Genomic DNA, 18,852 nt, shown 5'->3' with positions numbered 1-18,852 from the left:
TGAGTTGACTATATGCCATGAGATACATATTTAGCTATACTTATTCTTCGCTTTTTCTAGTTGGTCAATAAACTTAGTCAGTTTCGGTAGTCTATCAGCCCTTAGTTTATTGACCTTTGCATCAAATACATATACTGCTTGTTCAAGTACTCGTATTACATCTTTATATCGATTGAGCCTATTATAAATAGTACGCAGCCTATCATAAGGATGATTCCCTTCAAAACATTCAGAAACGTTCGCTTCATATAGCAAAATAGCTTCCACAATTTCTCCTTTTTTTTCGAGTTCGATTCCTTTGAGGTTTCTATTAACTTGGTGTTCAAACAACTTATCGTTAGTACTCATTAGCATCTCACTCTCCTTATAAAATCATCGTTTTACTTACAAATATACAAGCAGAAAAGCATCACAGATTTTATGTGACTTTCTAAAACCTGTGATACTTTAATTAGTATATTGATGGTAATCAAAAAACTCCTCTAGCTCATTTACATGGCTTTAATATGTTATTTTTAGAGAGTTATTAATGTTGTCTAATTCAATACCTGCACCTAATCCCCTAGCAAAAACCTGAGCAGGAACATAGGTAACTCCTTTTATTACTTTAGGTGCTGCACTCACTGTTTCAGATGATCCATTGTAAAACACTATTTTGCTTCCAATGGTAAGTGTCATTTTACTATTTCCTTTAGTTACGCCAATTGTGCCACTATTATTATCATAGTTCAGGGTAGCACCCAAACCTTCAGCAATCTCACGAAGTGGAACCAAATTGGTATTCTGATAAATCAATGGCTCACTACTAAAACTTAATTTATTTCCGTTTACATAAACTCTTAATCCAGATTCTTTATAAGCTGGCTTCGCTGCTTTAGGCTTTGCAGCGCTCTTTTTAGGAGTTGATTTACTTGAACTCGAAGATGAGGAACTACGTGAAGAAGATCCTCCACCATTATGATAGTGATATTCCCCGTCTTGAAGTCCCCACTTAGCACAGTTAGTACGACAATAATGCCCACCATTTGAATCAGTTCTACCCGGATGAGCATATGCTGTAGCACTGGAAAGAATCAACACTAAGGCAAATGAACTAGCTAATACTTTCTTTTTCACTCTTACACAACCCCTTTTTAGTATTATATACCTAGTATATTAGCACAATGTACCAATAATAAGGAAGAAATTTGTTTGATATTTAAATAAACCCAAAAAAAACGCCCATTACAGGCGCTTTTACTTATTCATCCATCTTAATATTTTCGAAATCGATTTCATTTTCTATAAATAGTATAAACAAACGGAAAAGCAACTATCCGCATCAGTTAATATAAGATCGCAAAAGTAATTATAGTGTGTCTGTACTAGTACTTTTCTATGATATCAGAAATTTTATATTTACCAGAGAAGTTGTCGACATCAAATACAACCCTTTTATAGGTAGGAGTACCTGAGGTGTTTGTTACTTGCATATCGTATAAGAAAGAAAATGAATGTCCAACTTTATTGTCTCTGACAACTAATTTTTCACTATTGCTCTCTAGAATAGTGTAATCTGTATTTTCTCTATATTCAGCTTCCTTAACTATCAAAAAGCCCATAAAGCTAGAAAATTTTTGTTTCTCATATTTGTTGTACCAATCTTCATCAAGGGTGAGAGTTTGCTTACCGTCATAACTTAAATGTTCTCTAGTGTTAATATATTTGAAATCCAACACATTTACATAATCAGTAAAATATTCATTTTTAAATTTACTTACAGACTCACCATGTTGTATGGCATTTAAGTAATTGTCCACTGTTGCTCTAGCCTTTTGTTCAGGAGTATTTAAATAGATAACAACTGACACAATAAACAATACACAGATAGCCGCAGTGATAAATAGAATTTTTTTAGATAATTTTCGTTTATTTTTAATAACTGAATTATCGATTGAATCAACATGATTATCGTTAAACTGCCGATCATCTTTTTGTTTAGCTCCGCATTTGTTGCAAAATAAACTTTCATCTTCTAGTGAATTATTGCAATTAATACACGCGTTCATTTAAAATAGTCCCACCTCTCAAATAATACCAATAGTTTACCATGTCTTGGGTAATGGGTCTATAGTAACGAAAAGGAACCTATTGCTAGGCACTTGATTAATATTTAGAGGGGTGATAGCTCTCGTCTTTCTACCTCAATGATGGCTAACATTTGTGGTTATTTAGGTATCGGCTTAGAAGATTTGTTCGATATAGCAGAAGAAACAGAAGAATAAACCTACAACTACATAGACACAACAAAGAGCCTAGACTAATCATCTAGGCTTTTTTGTGTATCCTAATCGAATGCAATTTTACGTTGAATGAATCAAGTGTCCGAAGAGAATAAAATCCTAAAATGCTGCTGTTTTATTAAACTAACTTATCCCGTTAGTGTAAAGACCCACTGATTTAATAAATCCGAGCACTTACCCATGCAACAGTTGTTATTGCAATTGATGCCGCCATCAAAACAAATAAAATATACCCGGCTTTGGTTTTCACGCTGCTTCGGTTATCATAAACCTCCGGCTTGATTCCTAACCCAAGCCACAAATCGCTAATAAGACTCACAACGACTAACGCGAAATTTTTGATCAGCTTCATGTTACAACGCTCCTTGTCGCAGCAATTGTTCTCGAATCGATTCCTTCTAAATAATACCACGTATTGGTTCTAACCTTACTTCAATGAAAAAAAAGCAGCCCCTCATGAACTGCCCTACTGCTAGTCACTTCAACAATAGGATAAGTTCATCCAAGGCCACCTCATTTACCAAGTAATCCAACCACTTGTTCGTTTGTAACTGTGTAGAAGCTCGTATTTCTCGCTACGCATCAATCGTTTCATTTTTGTTCTATACAGACGATAATCATCTTTTCTTGCTACTTTACATTCTTTATTGTAATGAACACTCTTGATTCCTTTACGGAAATCCTTAAGCTTCTCTCTTCTTGGATCTTTGGGCTTATTGTTGATCTCCAGACTACGTTGTTTCTCTTCTACCCAGGATTGAATCTCTTCCCGTATAAACATCTTCATCCCCGTTGTGCCGGGTTAGATTTGGCATTTGAAGCCATGGCCTTAGACACAACTAATAGAAGAAGACCTTCGGATTGAACATTAAATCACCTCTGATTTTATTCACCCTTATTTTAACATATTTATAAATAATCTGCCCCTAATTTAACAAGATTATTAGAACTGAATGCTAAATCCGTTGAATTTATGAATCCCAGTTCCAAACTTGACGAGATCATTTCCCCTGAGAAATTTAACTGCAATTTTTATTTCATCTAAAATTATTGGATTAAGCCCTAATGTATTATGAGAACCATATACCATTTTGACGTTGGGTATTCTTGCAATCCTTTCTAATGAATTTACTAAATCGACAGGGTTCGTTGAAGGATAAAAAGCATATATTGGCGTTTCATCATAAAGCAGGTCGCCAGTAAATAAATACCCTTTTGTTTCATCGAAAACTGAAATATGGCCAGGAGAATGTCCCGGAGTGTGATATATAATTAATCTTCTGTTCCCTAGATCGAATATATCACCATCCTTCAACAAACCTGTCGGCTTTCCTTTAAAGGGTTGGTATGTATCCGGATTAAATGTTTCTGGTGTAGGCAAAGTTATATCTCTTCTAATATCCTTCCTGATTTGCTCTATCGTTAAGCCTTGAATCCCGTTAATTAGCCAGTCTTCATCTCCTTTATGGACAAAGATCCGCTCAAATTCGCCATGGTTACCGATGTGGTCAGTGTGGACATGTGTCGTAATAACTTTTAGAGGTAAGGCTGTCAACTGGTCTGTTATTCTTTTAATATTATCAATCCCAAGACCTGTATCAATTAATACCCCTTCTTGATTCCCCAATAATAAAAATGAATGTACTTTCTCCCAATGTCCGTATTCACTAATTGCGTATGTATTATCATCAATCCGTTGCACTGTAAACCAATGATCTTTAATCATACAAACCTCCAAATTAGATTCTTCCGTCTTCTAAATTATACAATTATTTATCGCATTGAACTATTCTGCCCATTAGCTTAATACCAACGGCCAATCTACAACTTTGTTTTCTTGGACTACAGCTCTGTTTTCATCAGACATCAAGTTCCAACGACATCGTTACATTAGGCAATCTAGTTAAGCGAGAATAAAAGTGACACAGCACAATTTTGTGCCTTCATTGGTGGAGGAGTATTTCGCCTTTTCGCGAAAAAGGGGGCGATTTGAAATCACGTCCCTTCTCATTGGTCAGAATTGTCCAACGAGAATCGTGTCACTCGGTGACATGTACAAATGACAACATTACAATTTGATATTTCGTTGGGTTGACACTCGATGACACCCATTTTGTTGTATAAACTATATTATCAGCTATGAACCCTGTGGAAAATTTTCCACACCCTTTACAACTTTACAGGACAGTCCAAAGTTGGACAGCCCACCATTTGATTTGAACGTACTAAACTTAACTTAGTAGCCTAATACTGAAATTATTTAAGTATTAGTTATGGCAACAGTTAGGACAACAATAAGGTTCCCCGAAATTTTCGTAGAAGCTTCTCAATTCGTACAGTAGTGATTGTTGTATTTGGTGAATTACTTCGCGCAAAATTTTGTCCAATGTTGTCATCATTGTCTGTACGAGTTCCTTAGCGTTCCTTTGCTTTCAATCTCTCCAATTGTTCAAGCTCTCTAGTCCATTCAAGGCGCTCAATTTTCTCCGATGTCGGTGAATTTTAAGGGTAACCAAGCTATATAATTAGCTTCATACGCCAAAGTTGACAGTTGCGACATCGCATCTCTTATAGATTTGATTTGGCGAAACGTCAATTTGACGCGTTGCGATGTCGCATCTCCAATGTGGACAAAAAAGTCCATACTGAGAATAATATAGGTTGTAAACGTTCAGGCGTTGGGACATTTGGATACAAATAAATCCAGTCACCGTCAATATGGGGGCAACTGGATGGTAAAATTGGTGTTTTACATGGGTTATATTGACTATATATACTCTCCTTATTAAATCAGACTCAAATACCTTAAACAAGTTGGACATTGCAAAAAATATCTGACTAAGCCTCATCCCCTCTTAATTTTCATTAATCGATTTCAACGATAGCAATTTTACCTACTTTAAATAAAAGTACCTACTCTTTTGTTTAGATTTCATCAATCTCATCTTTATTTACGAAATAGCGGATTTATCAAAAAATAAACAAATAGCCCCAAAAAGACAAAAAACGACATCGACTTTTGATTCAAATGGCATGTTCAAGTACTTTAGGATGTGTGCTAGTCTTTGATTATAAATATTACAAAGGGGTGCAATTATGTTAAAAATTATAAGAAAAATTGCTAGTCCGTTACTTGTTATTTCTTTTTTAACCACCTCATTCTTAACATCGCCTGCATCAGCAGACGGAGAAAAGGAATTGACGTCAAAAGCTTAACCAAATTCGTCCTTTTCTACATTGGTAGATAACATTGTGCAGGGAAAAACTACGCTAAAAATCAATACCCTTAAAGAAACAAATGTTACAAAAGACGAAGCCTTAAAACAATATGCTAAAGCTTTTGATATTGTAGAAAAGTATATTGTAGAAAAAAATATTAAAATCAATCAAGATCTCGACAACATTGAATATCAAAAATTTATAAAATCATTAGGGTCATCACTTGATGACTTTTCAGAGCCTGACAGACAAGAACTTGTGAAGTTAGTTAAATTTGTGGATTTATACGAAAACGCTGAGAAAAACAAGATTATTAATAACCTTAAATCAAAATTATATACAAAATCCATTAATGAGGATGGCTTAGCGGAACTGTTGGAACTTGTACCAGTATCCTTGTCAGATCCTTCAACAGTTGAGGCTCCTTCGACTGTTGAAGCCTCAGTTTATCAAGAAAAGGCAGACATAAAACCGTTAAGATATGCAAATGGATACAGTTCAGTTGAAGCAAGAGAATATGCTTACAAATGGTGGGATGACCGTAATCCAACTTACTCTGAGTACTACGCCGATTATTTTGGTTGTTCTGTAAGTAGAGCATGTTGGAATGACTGCACCAACTTTGTTTCACAGGCATTATATGCTGGTGGTATGCTGGAATGGGATGGTTTATATTTAACTGGTGATGATGCTTGGTACTTTAGAAATGGTCGCCTCTTTAAACCAACTCATAGCTGGGGAGGGGCACATAACTTCTATAATCACTGGAAGTATAGAGCTAAATTAGCATCTAGTACAAACGATATATCAATGGGAGACCCAGTAAATGCTGACTTTAATAATGATGGTGACATTGATCATACAGCTATTATAACTGAGTTTACGAATGGTCGTTTCTTTTTGACTCAGCATACAACAGATCGAAAAGACGCTCCCCTATCTACTTGGTATTCAAATGGGTACAAGGTTTATGCATGGAAAATGAGTACTGCAAAAAGAACCCCAAATGACTGAGGTGTTTATGCGCTTGATTTGTTTAGTATTATTAATAATCCTTGCATCATGTTCAAATGTAACAGATAGTTCGACCCAGGAGGTTAGTACTGAATATGAAAATGTTCAGGAACTTAATAATTTGCCTCTCCCCAGCACTGCCATCGAAGTCGATGGAAAATCTGCTAAATATTTTAAAATATATGAAGTTTCTCAACCTTTTGAAAATTTTAATGCTGCATATCAAAAAGAACTCAAAGATGAGGGATGGGAAATAACTGAAGTCGAAAGCAACAAAGTAATATCAGTAGAAAAAAACAATATTAAATACTTACTGATTATTACTAAAAGCTCTGACAATCAAACAACCAAGGTTACAGTTAGAAAAAATTCTTAAGACCCCACACGGGGTCTTTATTTATATTATGAATATGGAAGTCTCAAAGCCCCCGTAACTTTCACCTACGTTGGTTAACATTCTCCTTTGAGCAGACCTCACAGGAGTATGATGCATAGTCACATGCTTGTCCCCCTCCAAGAGGTCACAATTGCGGTCACAAAATTCAGTTATTTATAAGATTTTAATAGAATGAATCAGTACAGATCAGTAAATTGAAAACTGCTATGAAAGCTTGTCCCGCTTGACTTTAAGTCTTAAACAGCGAAAAAATTTACTATTCCAAATTCGGTACATCTTAGACGCACCACACATGATGTAACCACGAGAGTTAGAGATCGTCAACAGCGTTGTTTTAGGCAGTTTGACCTCGACTCCGATAAATGTATGCTCACCCACTTGAATGGGTTCCATGTGTATCATGGTTATTACATGCACCTCCTCTTTGTTCATCCGGGATATTTTATGCGGCATTTGCGGGTAAGTGTGGACGCCCGTGGATACATTCAAAATATTAAGAAGCTAATTTATGTACAGCAAAACAGGCGAAATCAAAAAGACTAGACGAATCATTCCATCTAGCCTTTTCCTTAGTTTGTTTCTATCGTATTTTTTAAGAAGGTACGACCGAACCACCATTTGAAAGATTGATATGCTCCTGGTTAATAAAATCAATGGATTAGATTTCAAATATCTTTCCTACTTAAATTACCAAAAAAAGACCGCCTAAGCGATCTTGGCCAAATTAATCTTTTATCTGGCTCTTAGGGTTCTTTCATAATCTTCAAATCTAACTTTTCGAATCATGCTTCTATTTTCTGTTCGAACAATAATTCCTTCGGATTTACCGATTACATCAATACCTACCTTAGTAAATTCATACCTCTTCAAATACGCGTATACATCATCAATTGACTCAGGAAAAAGATCTGAACTTAAATAGTCTACGATAGGGCTAGCATCCAATTTAAAGCCATCAACCAATCTACGCTTCTCTGTCCCATTGTAAAATGGCTGTCCTCCATTGTCTCTCCAAGATGCTATAGCAGATACATCCCTATCCATCAATCCATTAAACTGCTCCCATGTGAGGGAAAAAACATCGAATACTTGATAACCTTGTGTTTTATTCTGCGTATAGTTTTTAGATTTAGGAGTTTTTCCTCCATAAGATTCTTGATAGATAACAGTTAACGCAAGATCGTTTCGATTCTTAAAAATAGATCCTTTCAGCTTTTCTGCTAATGGCTTTAAAAATTCTGCAATATTACCGTAAGGGTTTGCTATTCTATCGCCTTTAGAAGTTAAAAGCTCCTCTCTGGAACCTATAAAATAATCTGCTTCTTCACCATCGTTGATGAATATCATTCTTGAGTTCTCACCATCTACTTTCTCATAACAATATAGCATCTCATCAGAAGGAAAGAATTTAGCTTGAGTAAGAGTATCTTTTAGCCGCCCTCTTTCGCCTATTTCATGATATGTAAGAATGCTAGGGTACTTCGTAATCGAATTAATTTTTTGTATATCCATGTTTGTCTCCTTTTATCCAACTAAAAAATCATTGTTATATGTGCGGTTAATTAAAGCTTCAAACGGTCAAATATCTTAACAAAAATCCTTGAGATATTCTTTGCATCATCAATTCCTCTATGATGAGTACCCTCCAATGGCAGATTAAGCATCTTTAAAGCTCTCTCCATACCAACTCCACGATCATTTCCAATCAGTTTTCCATGCTGATGTTTAATACTTATATGATTTCTAATCCATTCAGTTCTGATTTTATGTAACTCACAGTCCTTCTTCAGTTGGCTCTTATCATAAAATCCCCAAGAACAAAGATAATAGGGTTCTTTACCAATCCATTCTTGAAACTTATAGATAGCTTGTGGAAAATATGTTGCCATATCAATATCTTGCTGCGAAATTGAAGTTAGACTCTTACAGAAGTCAGATAATTGTGAGTTCAATTAGGTTTAATAAAAGTTTGAAATTCGCCTATGATCTCTAAATTTACATTTACTTTGACAGCACCAATTTCAATAATTTCATTCTGCCTTGTTCGATCATTCTCCCAGCAGGTAGCTTCTAAATCAAAGATTATGTAGTTCATTATTTATCCTTTCTCATGTCAAATCTTGTTTTACTCTCACCATATATAGCTAGGTTAGCCATCTTTCAAGCCAATGAGCCATTTGCAAGTATTTTATGCAAGACTTGATAAGCTCTGATTGTTATATTTACTTCGTCAGCGATAATGATGATGGAATCATAGAAATAAGAAGCGATAATTCGAATGGTAAATTCTATGTCGTTTTCATATAGGTATACCTGGTAAATCACTTTTTCTTTACTGTTATGCTCATTAATCACTTGCGCATCCTTGAATTCCTCGCGAATAATATCAGGTATCAGAGTGACAGCCTTTTTCTTGAATTCAAAAAAAATTAATTTATTCTTATGAAATTCTAGTGTCAACCCTTCTTTCATTACAATCGCCCTCCTCATGGACAGAAAAATTCATTTTGATTCTTCCCAAGCTTTTATATATTTCCAAGATAATTATTAAATACTAATCCCAACGATCAATCTTGATGATTCGTGCGAAGTTGCCTGATGTTACTTTCACAATCAAATTCCACTCACTATCCTTAGAGTAACCCACACCACTAGCTGACGCTGCTTCAATTCCTTCGATTGGAGTGTTAGCGGTGTACGCTTCAAGCGTCTTTCTGATTTCACGAAGTTCTGGTTTCAGTGTTTCAACGAAGAATCCTCTGCCTTTACCTTCCGACAAATCTTTGCATCCATCCAACAAGAAGAAAATATGATGGCCTGTATGAGTAACTTTCTCTTCGCCCCACAAATTTGGAGAATTCGTAATTCCGTTTACCTTGACAAAACTATTAACTGAAACATTCCATGCATCATCAGAAGAATATGAATTTGAGTTAACGATTTCCGGATGCTGGCCTTTAATATGTTTAAATATAAATACGTCTTGTTGATAGCCATCACCGCCAGCAACACCATGATAGGAATATATTTTTCCATTGACTTCAAGTTCTACCTTGAATGGTGTGCTTCCTTTTCCTCGTTCACAGTAATTATGAACATAGAATCTATATGTTCCATTTCTAGCTTCTCCTTCGCTCCATCTGATATTTTCTACTGGCGAGTACTCTCTATGACCTCCACCATTCATATCAATGTCTAGCCAACCATTACACCCGCTTAGCTTGTCTCCGTAGTAAATATGTTCACCGTTAGGGGTCACGCAATGCAAATCAAGATCCGTATATCCTTCCCAAATGAGTGAGCATCGGATTTCATTGTTCTTATATTGACCACCTGCACTCTCAACCCTACGTTTGATCTCTCCATCAATGCCTCCATGATAATACCAGCTAAATGCGTTATCCCATTGCAGAATGTTAGGTGCTGTATCATCAGAAGCCGTAACCAATGCCATAAATCTATTTGGATTATCGATTTTCGCTTCAATGCTTTCTGCTGATGGCATTACCGTTTTTCGGAATTTGTCCCATGTCATAACCGCGCTTGGAAGGTCACCTCTGTTTGAAACAGTATTAGTTTTCTCTTTCGGCGTAATATTACCGAATATACCTCCAGCTTTAACAACACCCTTATTCACAAAAGAACCCTTACTCTTCCAAATGGTCTCAGGGACTTCTTCAATCGTTGCGTATCTTCGTTGTAGCGAATTAGCAATGCCAAGCTTCTGAACAATCTTCTCAGCTTGCTCAATGTTCCCTTGAGATGGAGCAACTTGCGCTCTCATATAATTGGAAGGACTCATTTTTTCAGCAAATCTGCGACTTATAGAGTCAAATGAAAGTCCATTAACAATATCGTCAAGCAAAGTTCCGATCATGCTGCTTTTCACATGGCAGAATCCAGATGGAGCGGTTGCAACAGCCATCCAAGTAATGTTTTCACGAATTTGACTGTTCCGAATGTTTTGGTGTTTTGAGTGAAGAACTTGAAGAAATTTAGCTACACCAAGAATTTTGTCAGACCGATACAAAGATTCTGATTCCAAGAGAGTCACAGCTTGGTCGACAGCCTCCGGCGGATATTCCGTAAGTCCAGCAGTCAAAATTCTGAAATCCTCTTTCTTCTCTGCCAGTTCCTGTCCAGCAGTTTTCAGTCTAGATTGATAAACTTTTTCTGCTGGAAGCGTAACTGACATATGATCCCGTCCATTAGAGTGTGGCTGACCAAGATTCCTTTCGCTAGAAACAAACACCCCTGTAACTCTAGATTTAAGAACAATTTGCTTCATTGCATTGACAGAATTAATGAAAAACTCAGGAGTGTTGCTTTCATCCCACATAACAGAATAGATTTCGCCATCTTCAGAAATAGAAACAAGCCCACCAAAACGATTCACGAAATTTCTACAACATTTACAAGTATAATGTTGTCTTGCTTCATGTGGTAAGCCCTCAAGAAATGCGTCAAATACTCCATCGGAATCAGTTGTGAAAAGCGGCTTGCTGCTAAAGGTTGTAAATCTTTCTTTGATTACCTCACTGAAATGTGGGTATTGATCATTGCTGTTGTCGTATTTGTCTTTGATATAATTGATATTGTTGTTCACTTTTTAACCTTCTCCTAATTGTATTATTATTTTTTATGTAACATGATTGTAAAATCATCATTCTACTTCAAAAGTCTTCAGTATCTAGTTACCTGAAGCGATGAGTTTTTCAACCTTACGATCCTTTTAATCACTTACCTTATTCCTAGAATCGTCCCATGAATCCAGACTCAGATAAGACTCTCCTTCAATGATATCTTTTACCTTACTATGCTGCTGTGACTTGAAAAGCTCTATCATTTCAATTAAATTATTGCGATCCAACAACTTTACTCCACTAAAACTGGCTAACTGTTCACACAAGGATCCATAAATACCAAACCCGCTCCAAAATCTCTACTGTCCTGTCTTGTATCTTATACGCATCATTATAGCCCAAGCACAGCTTCCACAAATAAAATTCAAAATCCTTGCCATCTTCCATACGGTTTATTTCCGTTAATACCGAGTTTGTAAGGGTTAATACCCTGCGTTATTTTATATCGCTTTTGAACTTTAGGCTTTTTAAGAAAATGTAACAGGGCCAAAGCAAGCAATATAGCAATGACACCAACAATCACAAATATAGATAACTCTGCTCCCCCTTAGCTATTCCAACTCTTTTCCACACTTGCTTATAATACAACACTCAGGGACAATTTCCCAATTATTTTTAAATAACTATAGTAAATCGACAATAAATAACGCCTATTGCTAGATGCTTAATTACATATCAAAGGGGTAAAATCACTCCTATCTGACTCCTATATACACAATCCTTCCCTGCCTTTTTATTATATTTGCCTCACATAGACAACATGGCGAAGAGCCTAAATCATTTTATTAGGCTGATTTGTTGTAAAATTTTCCTAATACTTTTGACAAACTGTCATAAGCCTTGATATGACGGGATTTCACGTATTGTTAATGTTAGACGCTGTGTACATTCTTAGCGTGACCTAGAGTTTCAAGGATTTTATCCATAGTCCTTTTTATTGATTTAAAACGATATAATTGACATAATATCAATAAACATCCTTTCCAAAGATTTTTAAGATCGCTATATTTATAGACTTTTCCTACATTACTTTGAATGGCTTCATAGTACAAGAATTCTACTTTTCCAAAATCATTATTGGAGGCTAACAAATGAGTAAATTTGAAAAAAATCTAATTAAGTATTTGTCTTACGGTTTTTTTGTAGGAATATACTATTCCTTTATTAAAGGGCCAACAACGACGAGTACTCCGATCAACGGTACGTTTGAATTTTATACGGTACCCACTTCTACTTTTATTTTCAGAACATTATCAACCTCGTTTCTACTAAGCCTCTTTGCTGGAGTGGTGTATACAATTACTTTTTTATGTATAAGAGGAAGTAAGTAGATTCTTTAAATAACTCCAAAGCAAAAGAAGCTGTCCAAATTGCAGCGGCTCCTTTACTTAAGTGACAGTTCGAAGCAAATATTACGTCATTGGTAGCGCCACTTTAGCTTGCTCCAACAAAGGGGATAGTTATAGGAAAATACGGAATATCAATCTTTACGGTAATGATATTTGCAAGCGCTTGGATGCTTAGTAGTTATACTAAAAATCATACTCAAAACGATAGGTAAAGCTCCCTTAGTTAGTACACAAGTTATTTTTAAGGACGAAACCAAGGCAAGGTATTTTTAAAGAGCAAGATAAAATTATTCAGTATAGCCACGCCCCCATTAAAGGAGTAGATGATGGGGCGTATAATTATTCTTCGAAGGATTATAATGGAAATACGTGGATGCATTCAAAATATTAAAAAGCTTATTTATGTACAGCAAAACAGACGAAATCAAAAAGACTAGACGAATCATTCCATCTAGTCTCTTGATCATAAGTTAATGTTCTAGTTCTACGCTTTATTCAAACTTTTTTAAGTACTGTTACTTGTGTTCCCTTTTTTATATCTTCAATGTTTTCTGAATCCTTTACATTAATTCCAATTAGCGGATGGTTAGCAATGGAGAAAGAAATGCTTATATCCAATACATCCAGTTCGCATTTCGTTCCATCTATCTTATCTACTTGTATTTTCGAACCTATCAAACCTTTCAAATTGGTATGATCCTGCTTATCTAAACTAAAATTAGTTCCAATTAAAATGATTCCTTTATTAGGTGTTTTAATAATATCGTCTAATTTCATAATCTCCAAAAGAGAACCTCTCCATTCTAACGTTCATGTATAAACAGTATATCTTTAACTTCCCTAATTTTGATACCTTCGTTTTTTAATCTAGTAATTCCATCTCTTAATAGCATGATCCTTTCTAATTGGGTCAAATCAGGAGCAAACCGTGCAGCTCGGATACTTGCTTGAGCTTCGTCAAGTGCAAAGTTTCTAGTTATAACGTTAAATTCATCATCCATAACCTGAAAGGATTTTCCTGCTAGTCCTGCTTCATAATGTCCGACAACTTCATGCGCTATTGTTCCATGACCAGTAATCCGGCTATTAGCTGCTAATTTACCTGTTGCATTAGAAGGTAATACATCATTATTTATATTGAGAATCGTATCAAATAATAATCCAGTAGGAGATGTGTCATTTGGCCCCGCTACACGGATATTTTCTTGTGGTATCCCTAATTTTTTTGCGTACTGAGTTAAACCTTCAATTTGTGCTACAGTTAAAGGCACTTCATTACGAAGGCCATTAGTATCAATAATTTTCCTTGCATTGCCCGCCTCTTCTATTATTCGGGTAGTTCCATCTTTTAACGGAGTATATTTTATAGACCCTGATAACCCAATTTTAGGCTTAATTACCGAACTAACTCCTCCAAACAATCCTGCTGTACCGATCATATTAGCCCAGTGTTCCTTTGACCACGCATTGGTAGGATTAAATGCTCCCTGAATCATGCCCGTTATTCCAAATGTACCGAATTTGAGCATGTCATTCCACGAATCATTTTGTTTAGCTGCCCGTTCCATGTACCCTTGATACATTCCTTTTGGAATACCATACGACATATAATCTAAGAAGCTCCAAACCGAATCAAACTTTTTCTCATAGCGTACTGAATTAGCATCTACAAAATCCTGACCTAGTTCAGTTAAGCTATCTACCGATTTCTGGAATGCATTTCGTGTATCTGGGGCAGGAACAGCACATGAATTCGGTGGAGGCGGTAAACAACTTGCGTCAATATTACCTGCTTCCATCTGGTCCGCTAATCTGAATTTATCTGCATGCTGACGTAACTCCCTAGCAATAGAATCTATTAGGGTAACAAAGTCATTCATATTCTTCTGAGAGGTCTGGAAGGAATAGTAAAAGTGCTCTTTAGTCAGTCCTTCCCACAATTGCCCCATAGATGAAATTTGTTGTACTAAATTGCTGTTCATTTGAGTTGCCGTTTGCTGTGCTAACTCAAACTGCTTGGAGACAGTCATAAGTTGCTCAGGTGTCACTTTAATAGTTGTCATAGTTTACCTCTAGTCATGAGTTCGTTATGACATAGTAACACTATTCCGATTTATGGAAAATAAACTTAATTCCTAATTGTTATATGAAGGATTAACCTTTCTACCTATGTCTAAAGACTTAAATTCATCGTTTTTTAATCTTCATCTTCATTCTTTAATCTTTAACAAAGGAATAATGTGAGAAGCGTTTTTGTAACTTTTGCCTTCTGCAATTTGTTTGACTCTATATGCACATCCCTTCTTGTTTAGCCCTCCGTCTACAAATGGATCTCTTCCAAAAGTAGTTTTCTTCGACCATTAGACAGTCTTTTGCATGAAAAAAGTGAAAACCGGACTGGTAAGGGGGTATCCCTATCCGTTCCGGTCTTGTTTTCTTTCGTTACAACACAGTTTGTTTCTGGTATTTTTCAGTCTTACGATCCTTTTTAATCACTTTACTGTTATTCCTATAATCATCCCATGAATCCAGACTCAAGTAAGGCTCTGCTTCGATGATATCTTTTACTTTGCTGTGCTGTTGTTCTTGGAATAGCTCAATCATTCGAATTAAATCATTACGATCCAGCAGCTTCACTCCATTATAACTGGCTAACTGTTCACACGAGGGAGTATATTTACTTGAAGTAATCACAATAGATTTCTTAGCTCTATAAAATCGCATAGAACTGTACACTTCCTGAACTGCACTCAAACCTACAGGATTGCTTAATGCATACCGTTTTGCCTGAATGACATTGCGATATCCTTCTCTATCCGTAAATACCAAATCTGTTCCAAAATCTCTACTGTCCTGTGTTTTATACGCATCACTATAGCCTAAACACAAGAACAACCTGAACAGATACATTTCAAAGTCCTTGCCATCTTCCATACGATCGATCTCATTTATTCCGATTTTGTAAGGGTCAATATCCTGCGTTACTTTATATCGCTCTTGGACTTTAGGCTTTTTAAGAAAACGTAATAGAGCCAAAGCAAGTAATACAGCAATGACACCAACAACTATAAATATGTACAACTCTGCTCCTCCTTAGCTATTCAACCCTTTTTCACACTTGCTCATAATACAACGAATAGGTACAATTTACCATTGAAATTCAGAGAAATATAGTAGATTAGAAACAAAAATGAGTCTAAATAAAAAGACAACAGGTAATACCTGCTGCCTCACTTCCTATTACTCAGCTTCCCTTAATGTTTTTAAAGCTTCAGTAAATGAATTGCCGATCGACATAATTTCTCCATTAACTTGCTTGCTAAATTGAGATTCCGTAAGTTTGTCTTTTCCTGCCGTGTGATCCTTAATGAATTTTATAAGGTCTGCTTTCTGTTTTGCAATATCCTTTAAAACTTGGTCACTTTCTCGCTTGTAATGTTTAATACTTTTACTTAGTTCAACCTTCGCCACGCTGAGTTGCTTCTTTAATTTATCGCAATCAGCCTTCGCTTGAGCTATTACCGTTTTACTAGACTTATTTTTCACTTCGTTTTTATATTGTGCAGTTGCTTGGTTTAATCTTTGAGTTAGCTCACGAACTTCTGCCCCTAGAACAGCATTAAGCTTTTTTTGTGCAGCTTTAATTTCTTTTACACGATCTTTGTAATTCTCAAAGTATAATTTTTCGATTTCACTTGTTGACATAGCTTTTGTAGATGTTGCTGCCAATACTTGTGATGGAATTAAAACAACAAACATTAATATTAATAAAATAGCTTTCTTCATATATATCCCCTTATCTGCTAGTATTACAATTATCATAAGGGAAATAAAGGTAAGAGTAAATATAATTAAAAAGCATTAGAAGAAAAACTGAATTTTTTCTATTCTTTCAATTAAAAAGGGAGATCGTTATGAAGAAATATGGAATAGCAATCTTTATAGCAACTCTATTTGCGAGCATTTGGATACTTAGTAGTTACACTAAAAGTTATACCCAAAACGAAGTATTCAGCTATCTTATAAAAGATCAAGGATACAAACCATCTGAAATTTATTCAGTTGAAACTCAAATAGCTAAAGCTCCCTTAATTAGTACACAAGTTATATTTAAGGACGAAATCAATGCAAGGTATTTTTATAAAAGGAGCAAGGTAAAATTATTCAGTATAACTAAGCCCCTATTAAAGGAGTAGATGATGGTACTTATAATTATAAACATCATGAAAACAAATAAGAACGAAAGATCATCCTCAATTCAGTGAAAAAACTCAATTGAGGATGGTCTAAGCTATTCATTTTTCCAGATAATAGACCCATCTGAAGATGTAATCATGCTAGGGGGGTCGTCATGGAGAGAAATTTCAATAAAGGAGCTTTTTCCTTTTTGTAACCATTTATATATACTTCCTTCATCGTTAATCGGCTTAGATACTATCTTTTTAACTTCAACAACCGCAGCATCATATTCAAGGAACTCATTATCATCTTCATCTAAGCCATTGTTTGTTTCATAGATGGTGTCTCTAGTACCAATAATCTTTAACCCATTTTCCCAATGAATAGTTAATTCTTCTTTTGGTACTGAAATAATAGCTTTAATTAAAGAATCATATCCCATATATTCCTCCTTAGTTTAAGGCTCTTCTCGTCTTCAAATTCAATGGAGTGTTTCGCTATAAATAAACCATTGTCCCAATTCCTTATTAACCTATCCAGACACAACCATCTTATCATGGATGATATTGTTGTTTGCTGTATTCAAAAACTCGTGTCCTTTATTTGATTGACCAATTATGCAAAAATAAGCCTACTCCCATTTTATTGTTAAAGGAGCAAGCTCATAAATAAATTATTTTGTAATATTCATTATCTTTTCAGCGATTGACTGACAATCTTCAATGCTTTTATCGAATTCCTTTTTAAAAGATTGAGCGAATACAGAATGGATCTGCTTGGCTAATTCTCTAATAGAGTTTGTTTCCTTGCTTTTTTCATGAATTTTATGTATTTCTGAATAATATTCATCTTCTAATAGAGGATATATTTCGATTGGGTTCCATTCATTAATCATTTGTACTATATCATCGTTCATTTTTATAGACTCCTATTCTCCAAATAACGATTTAGATAGTGCTTTATATGCATCACCATACTTACCCTTAGGAATAACTATAACAAGCGTCCCATCGTTAGCAATACAGCAGCATCTTCTTTTGAAAACAAATGTTTAACGATGAAAATAAATTTAATCAATTAAATGAGGAAAAACTGCCGCATAAATAGGATAGTTTAGTTCCAAGAATTATTAATTAGAGGTTGTAATGTTCACATTTAATGTTTCACCTATTTTTTGGGTATCCACTTTAGCTCCCAACACTTCGGAAACAACTCTTAAAGGAACTTGAACACGAGTTGTAGGAATCTGCGGTGCCGCCAGCATCATTTTCTCTTCATCGTTGACATATGCAATCTTACTACCGATCGCCAATTTAATTACAGTTCCATTCTTTGATTCGATTGTGACTTGTTGTAAAGTTTTGTCCCAGTCTCTTACTCTCCCTCCTAGATTTTCAGAAACGAAGCGAAGAGGAACAAAAGCTGTATTTGTAGCATTTTCAATATAAGGAGGTGAATCTGAATTAGTTCCAAAATTAATAGGAACACCGTTTACCTGTACATTAATTGTGTAACTATAAGGATGTTTTGTTGCACTGGCTTGTACGCTTAATACAAGTGAAAAAATAAGAAATACGGAAACCGGAAAGAATCTTTTCATCATGCATCCATCTCTCCCTTTGTTTAAAATTAACAATTTACTGAAAATATATCTTTCTGACCTCCAAGATGTACTTTTCCTGTGAATCATACATCGTTGCCTAATAATAAGAATAAAGCAAGGAAGTTTTTTATTCCAAACTTTGCTATTGTTACAGAGTTTGATTATA

At 35.3% G+C, this 18,852-nt stretch carries 19 protein-coding genes and 2 pseudogenes; 3 read left to right on the top strand and 18 right to left on the bottom strand.

The annotated features are described in order from the left end of the window. Positions 1 to 30: 30 nt before the first annotated feature. The 6 genes from EGM68_RS08165 to EGM68_RS08135 all read right to left on the bottom strand — a co-directional run bounded on the left by EGM68_RS08165 (position 31) and on the right by EGM68_RS08135 (position 4,008). A complete protein-coding gene (locus EGM68_RS08165; protein ID WP_126665702.1) occupies positions 31 to 348 on the bottom strand; it encodes a hypothetical protein in 318 nt (105 codons plus the stop codon). A gap of 153 nt (positions 349 to 501) precedes the next feature. Beyond that, a complete protein-coding gene (locus EGM68_RS08160) occupies positions 502 to 1,116 on the bottom strand; it encodes a copper amine oxidase N-terminal domain-containing protein (RefSeq protein ID WP_129548979.1) in 615 nt (204 codons plus the stop codon). A 248-nt stretch (positions 1,117 to 1,364) separates the two neighbouring features. Beyond that, positions 1,365 to 2,048 (bottom strand): zinc ribbon domain-containing protein, encoded by a 684-nt coding sequence (locus EGM68_RS08155; protein ID WP_129548978.1) that lies wholly within the window; start codon positions 2,046 to 2,048, stop codon positions 1,365 to 1,367. Between the two features lie 391 nt (positions 2,049 to 2,439). Further along, positions 2,440 to 2,634, bottom strand: coding sequence for a hypothetical protein (locus EGM68_RS08145; protein WP_129548977.1), 195 nt, complete (start codon positions 2,632 to 2,634; stop codon positions 2,440 to 2,442). A gap of 165 nt (positions 2,635 to 2,799) precedes the next feature. Then, positions 2,800 to 3,063, bottom strand: a complete 264-nt coding sequence (locus tag EGM68_RS08140; protein ID WP_240664138.1) for a hypothetical protein — start codon at positions 3,061 to 3,063, stop codon at positions 2,800 to 2,802. A 162-nt stretch (positions 3,064 to 3,225) separates the two neighbouring features. Then, on the bottom strand, positions 3,226 to 4,008 hold the full coding sequence (locus EGM68_RS08135; RefSeq protein WP_165263996.1) for an MBL fold metallo-hydrolase: 783 nt from the start codon (positions 4,006 to 4,008) through the stop codon (positions 3,226 to 3,228). Positions 4,009 to 5,534: 1,526 nt separating this feature from the next. On the opposite strand from EGM68_RS08135, the gene EGM68_RS08130 reads away from it, so the two are divergent. Next, a complete protein-coding gene (locus tag EGM68_RS08130) occupies positions 5,535 to 6,515 on the top strand; it encodes an amidase domain-containing protein (RefSeq protein ID WP_129548976.1) in 981 nt (326 codons plus the stop codon). Further along, the gene (locus EGM68_RS08125; protein WP_058829304.1) at positions 6,508 to 6,891 is read left to right on the top strand and encodes a hypothetical protein; all 384 of its coding nucleotides are present in this window, start codon (positions 6,508 to 6,510) and stop codon (positions 6,889 to 6,891) included. The genes EGM68_RS08130 and EGM68_RS08125 overlap by 8 nt, the downstream gene beginning before the upstream one ends. A 303-nt stretch (positions 6,892 to 7,194) precedes the next feature. On the opposite strand, the pseudogene EGM68_RS26440 reads toward EGM68_RS08125, so the two are convergent. The 9 genes and pseudogenes from EGM68_RS26440 to EGM68_RS08070 all read right to left on the bottom strand — a co-directional run. Further along, a pseudogene (locus tag EGM68_RS26440) lies at positions 7,195 to 7,314 on the bottom strand (YunC family protein); the annotation flags it as partial. Between the two features lie 330 nt (positions 7,315 to 7,644). Next, a complete protein-coding gene (locus EGM68_RS08115; RefSeq protein WP_129548974.1) occupies positions 7,645 to 8,424 on the bottom strand; it encodes an RNA ligase family protein in 780 nt (259 codons plus the stop codon). A 50-nt stretch (positions 8,425 to 8,474) separates the two neighbouring features. Further along, positions 8,475 to 9,007 (bottom strand): annotated as a pseudogene (locus tag EGM68_RS08110) (3'-5' exonuclease). 65 nt (positions 9,008 to 9,072) lie between these two features. After that, entirely contained in the window at positions 9,073 to 9,384 is a 312-nt protein-coding gene (locus EGM68_RS08105; protein ID WP_013370248.1) for a hypothetical protein, read from the bottom strand. An 82-nt stretch (positions 9,385 to 9,466) separates the two neighbouring features. After that, positions 9,467 to 11,518: a YfaP family protein gene (locus EGM68_RS08100; RefSeq protein WP_064963858.1), complete on the bottom strand. Its 2,052-nt coding sequence runs from the start codon at positions 11,516 to 11,518 to the stop codon at positions 9,467 to 9,469. A gap of 1,881 nt (positions 11,519 to 13,399) precedes the next feature. Then, positions 13,400 to 13,681, bottom strand: a complete 282-nt coding sequence (locus EGM68_RS08085) for a hypothetical protein (RefSeq protein WP_231124621.1) — start codon at positions 13,679 to 13,681, stop codon at positions 13,400 to 13,402. 26 nt (positions 13,682 to 13,707) lie between these two features. Continuing rightward, a complete protein-coding gene (locus EGM68_RS08080) occupies positions 13,708 to 14,967 on the bottom strand; it encodes a WXG100 family type VII secretion target (RefSeq protein ID WP_129548973.1) in 1,260 nt (419 codons plus the stop codon). Between the two features lie 379 nt (positions 14,968 to 15,346). Beyond that, a complete protein-coding gene (locus tag EGM68_RS08075; RefSeq protein ID WP_129548972.1) occupies positions 15,347 to 15,985 on the bottom strand; it encodes a restriction endonuclease in 639 nt (212 codons plus the stop codon). A 159-nt stretch (positions 15,986 to 16,144) separates the two neighbouring features. Next, positions 16,145 to 16,690 carry a hypothetical protein gene (locus EGM68_RS08070; RefSeq protein WP_129548971.1) on the bottom strand — a complete coding sequence of 182 codons (546 nt, stop codon included), beginning with the start codon at positions 16,688 to 16,690 and terminating at the stop codon, positions 16,145 to 16,147. A gap of 128 nt (positions 16,691 to 16,818) precedes the next feature. On the opposite strand from EGM68_RS08070, the gene EGM68_RS08065 reads away from it, so the two are divergent. Continuing rightward, complete coding sequence (locus EGM68_RS08065; protein WP_240664137.1) at positions 16,819 to 17,100, top strand: DUF3139 domain-containing protein; 282 nt, start codon at positions 16,819 to 16,821, stop codon at positions 17,098 to 17,100. Between the two features lie 95 nt (positions 17,101 to 17,195). On the opposite strand, the gene EGM68_RS08060 is transcribed toward EGM68_RS08065, so the two are convergent. The 3 genes from EGM68_RS08060 to EGM68_RS08050 form a co-directional block, all read right to left on the bottom strand. Then, positions 17,196 to 17,525 carry a hypothetical protein gene (locus EGM68_RS08060; RefSeq protein ID WP_129548970.1) on the bottom strand — a complete coding sequence of 110 codons (330 nt, stop codon included), beginning with the start codon at positions 17,523 to 17,525 and terminating at the stop codon, positions 17,196 to 17,198. Between the two features lie 231 nt (positions 17,526 to 17,756). Beyond that, positions 17,757 to 17,999, bottom strand: a complete 243-nt coding sequence (locus EGM68_RS08055) for a DUF1871 family protein (protein ID WP_129548969.1) — start codon at positions 17,997 to 17,999, stop codon at positions 17,757 to 17,759. 213 nt (positions 18,000 to 18,212) lie between these two features. Continuing rightward, positions 18,213 to 18,686, bottom strand: a complete 474-nt coding sequence (locus tag EGM68_RS08050) for a copper amine oxidase N-terminal domain-containing protein (RefSeq protein WP_013370208.1) — start codon at positions 18,684 to 18,686, stop codon at positions 18,213 to 18,215. Between the last annotated feature and the right edge of the window lie 166 nt (positions 18,687 to 18,852).

The organism is Paenibacillus sp. M-152 (genome assembly GCF_003856555.1).
Classification (GTDB): Bacteria; Bacillota; Bacilli; order Paenibacillales; family Paenibacillaceae; genus Paenibacillus; species Paenibacillus polymyxa_C.
This window is presented reverse-complemented; position numbering and strand designations above follow the sequence as displayed.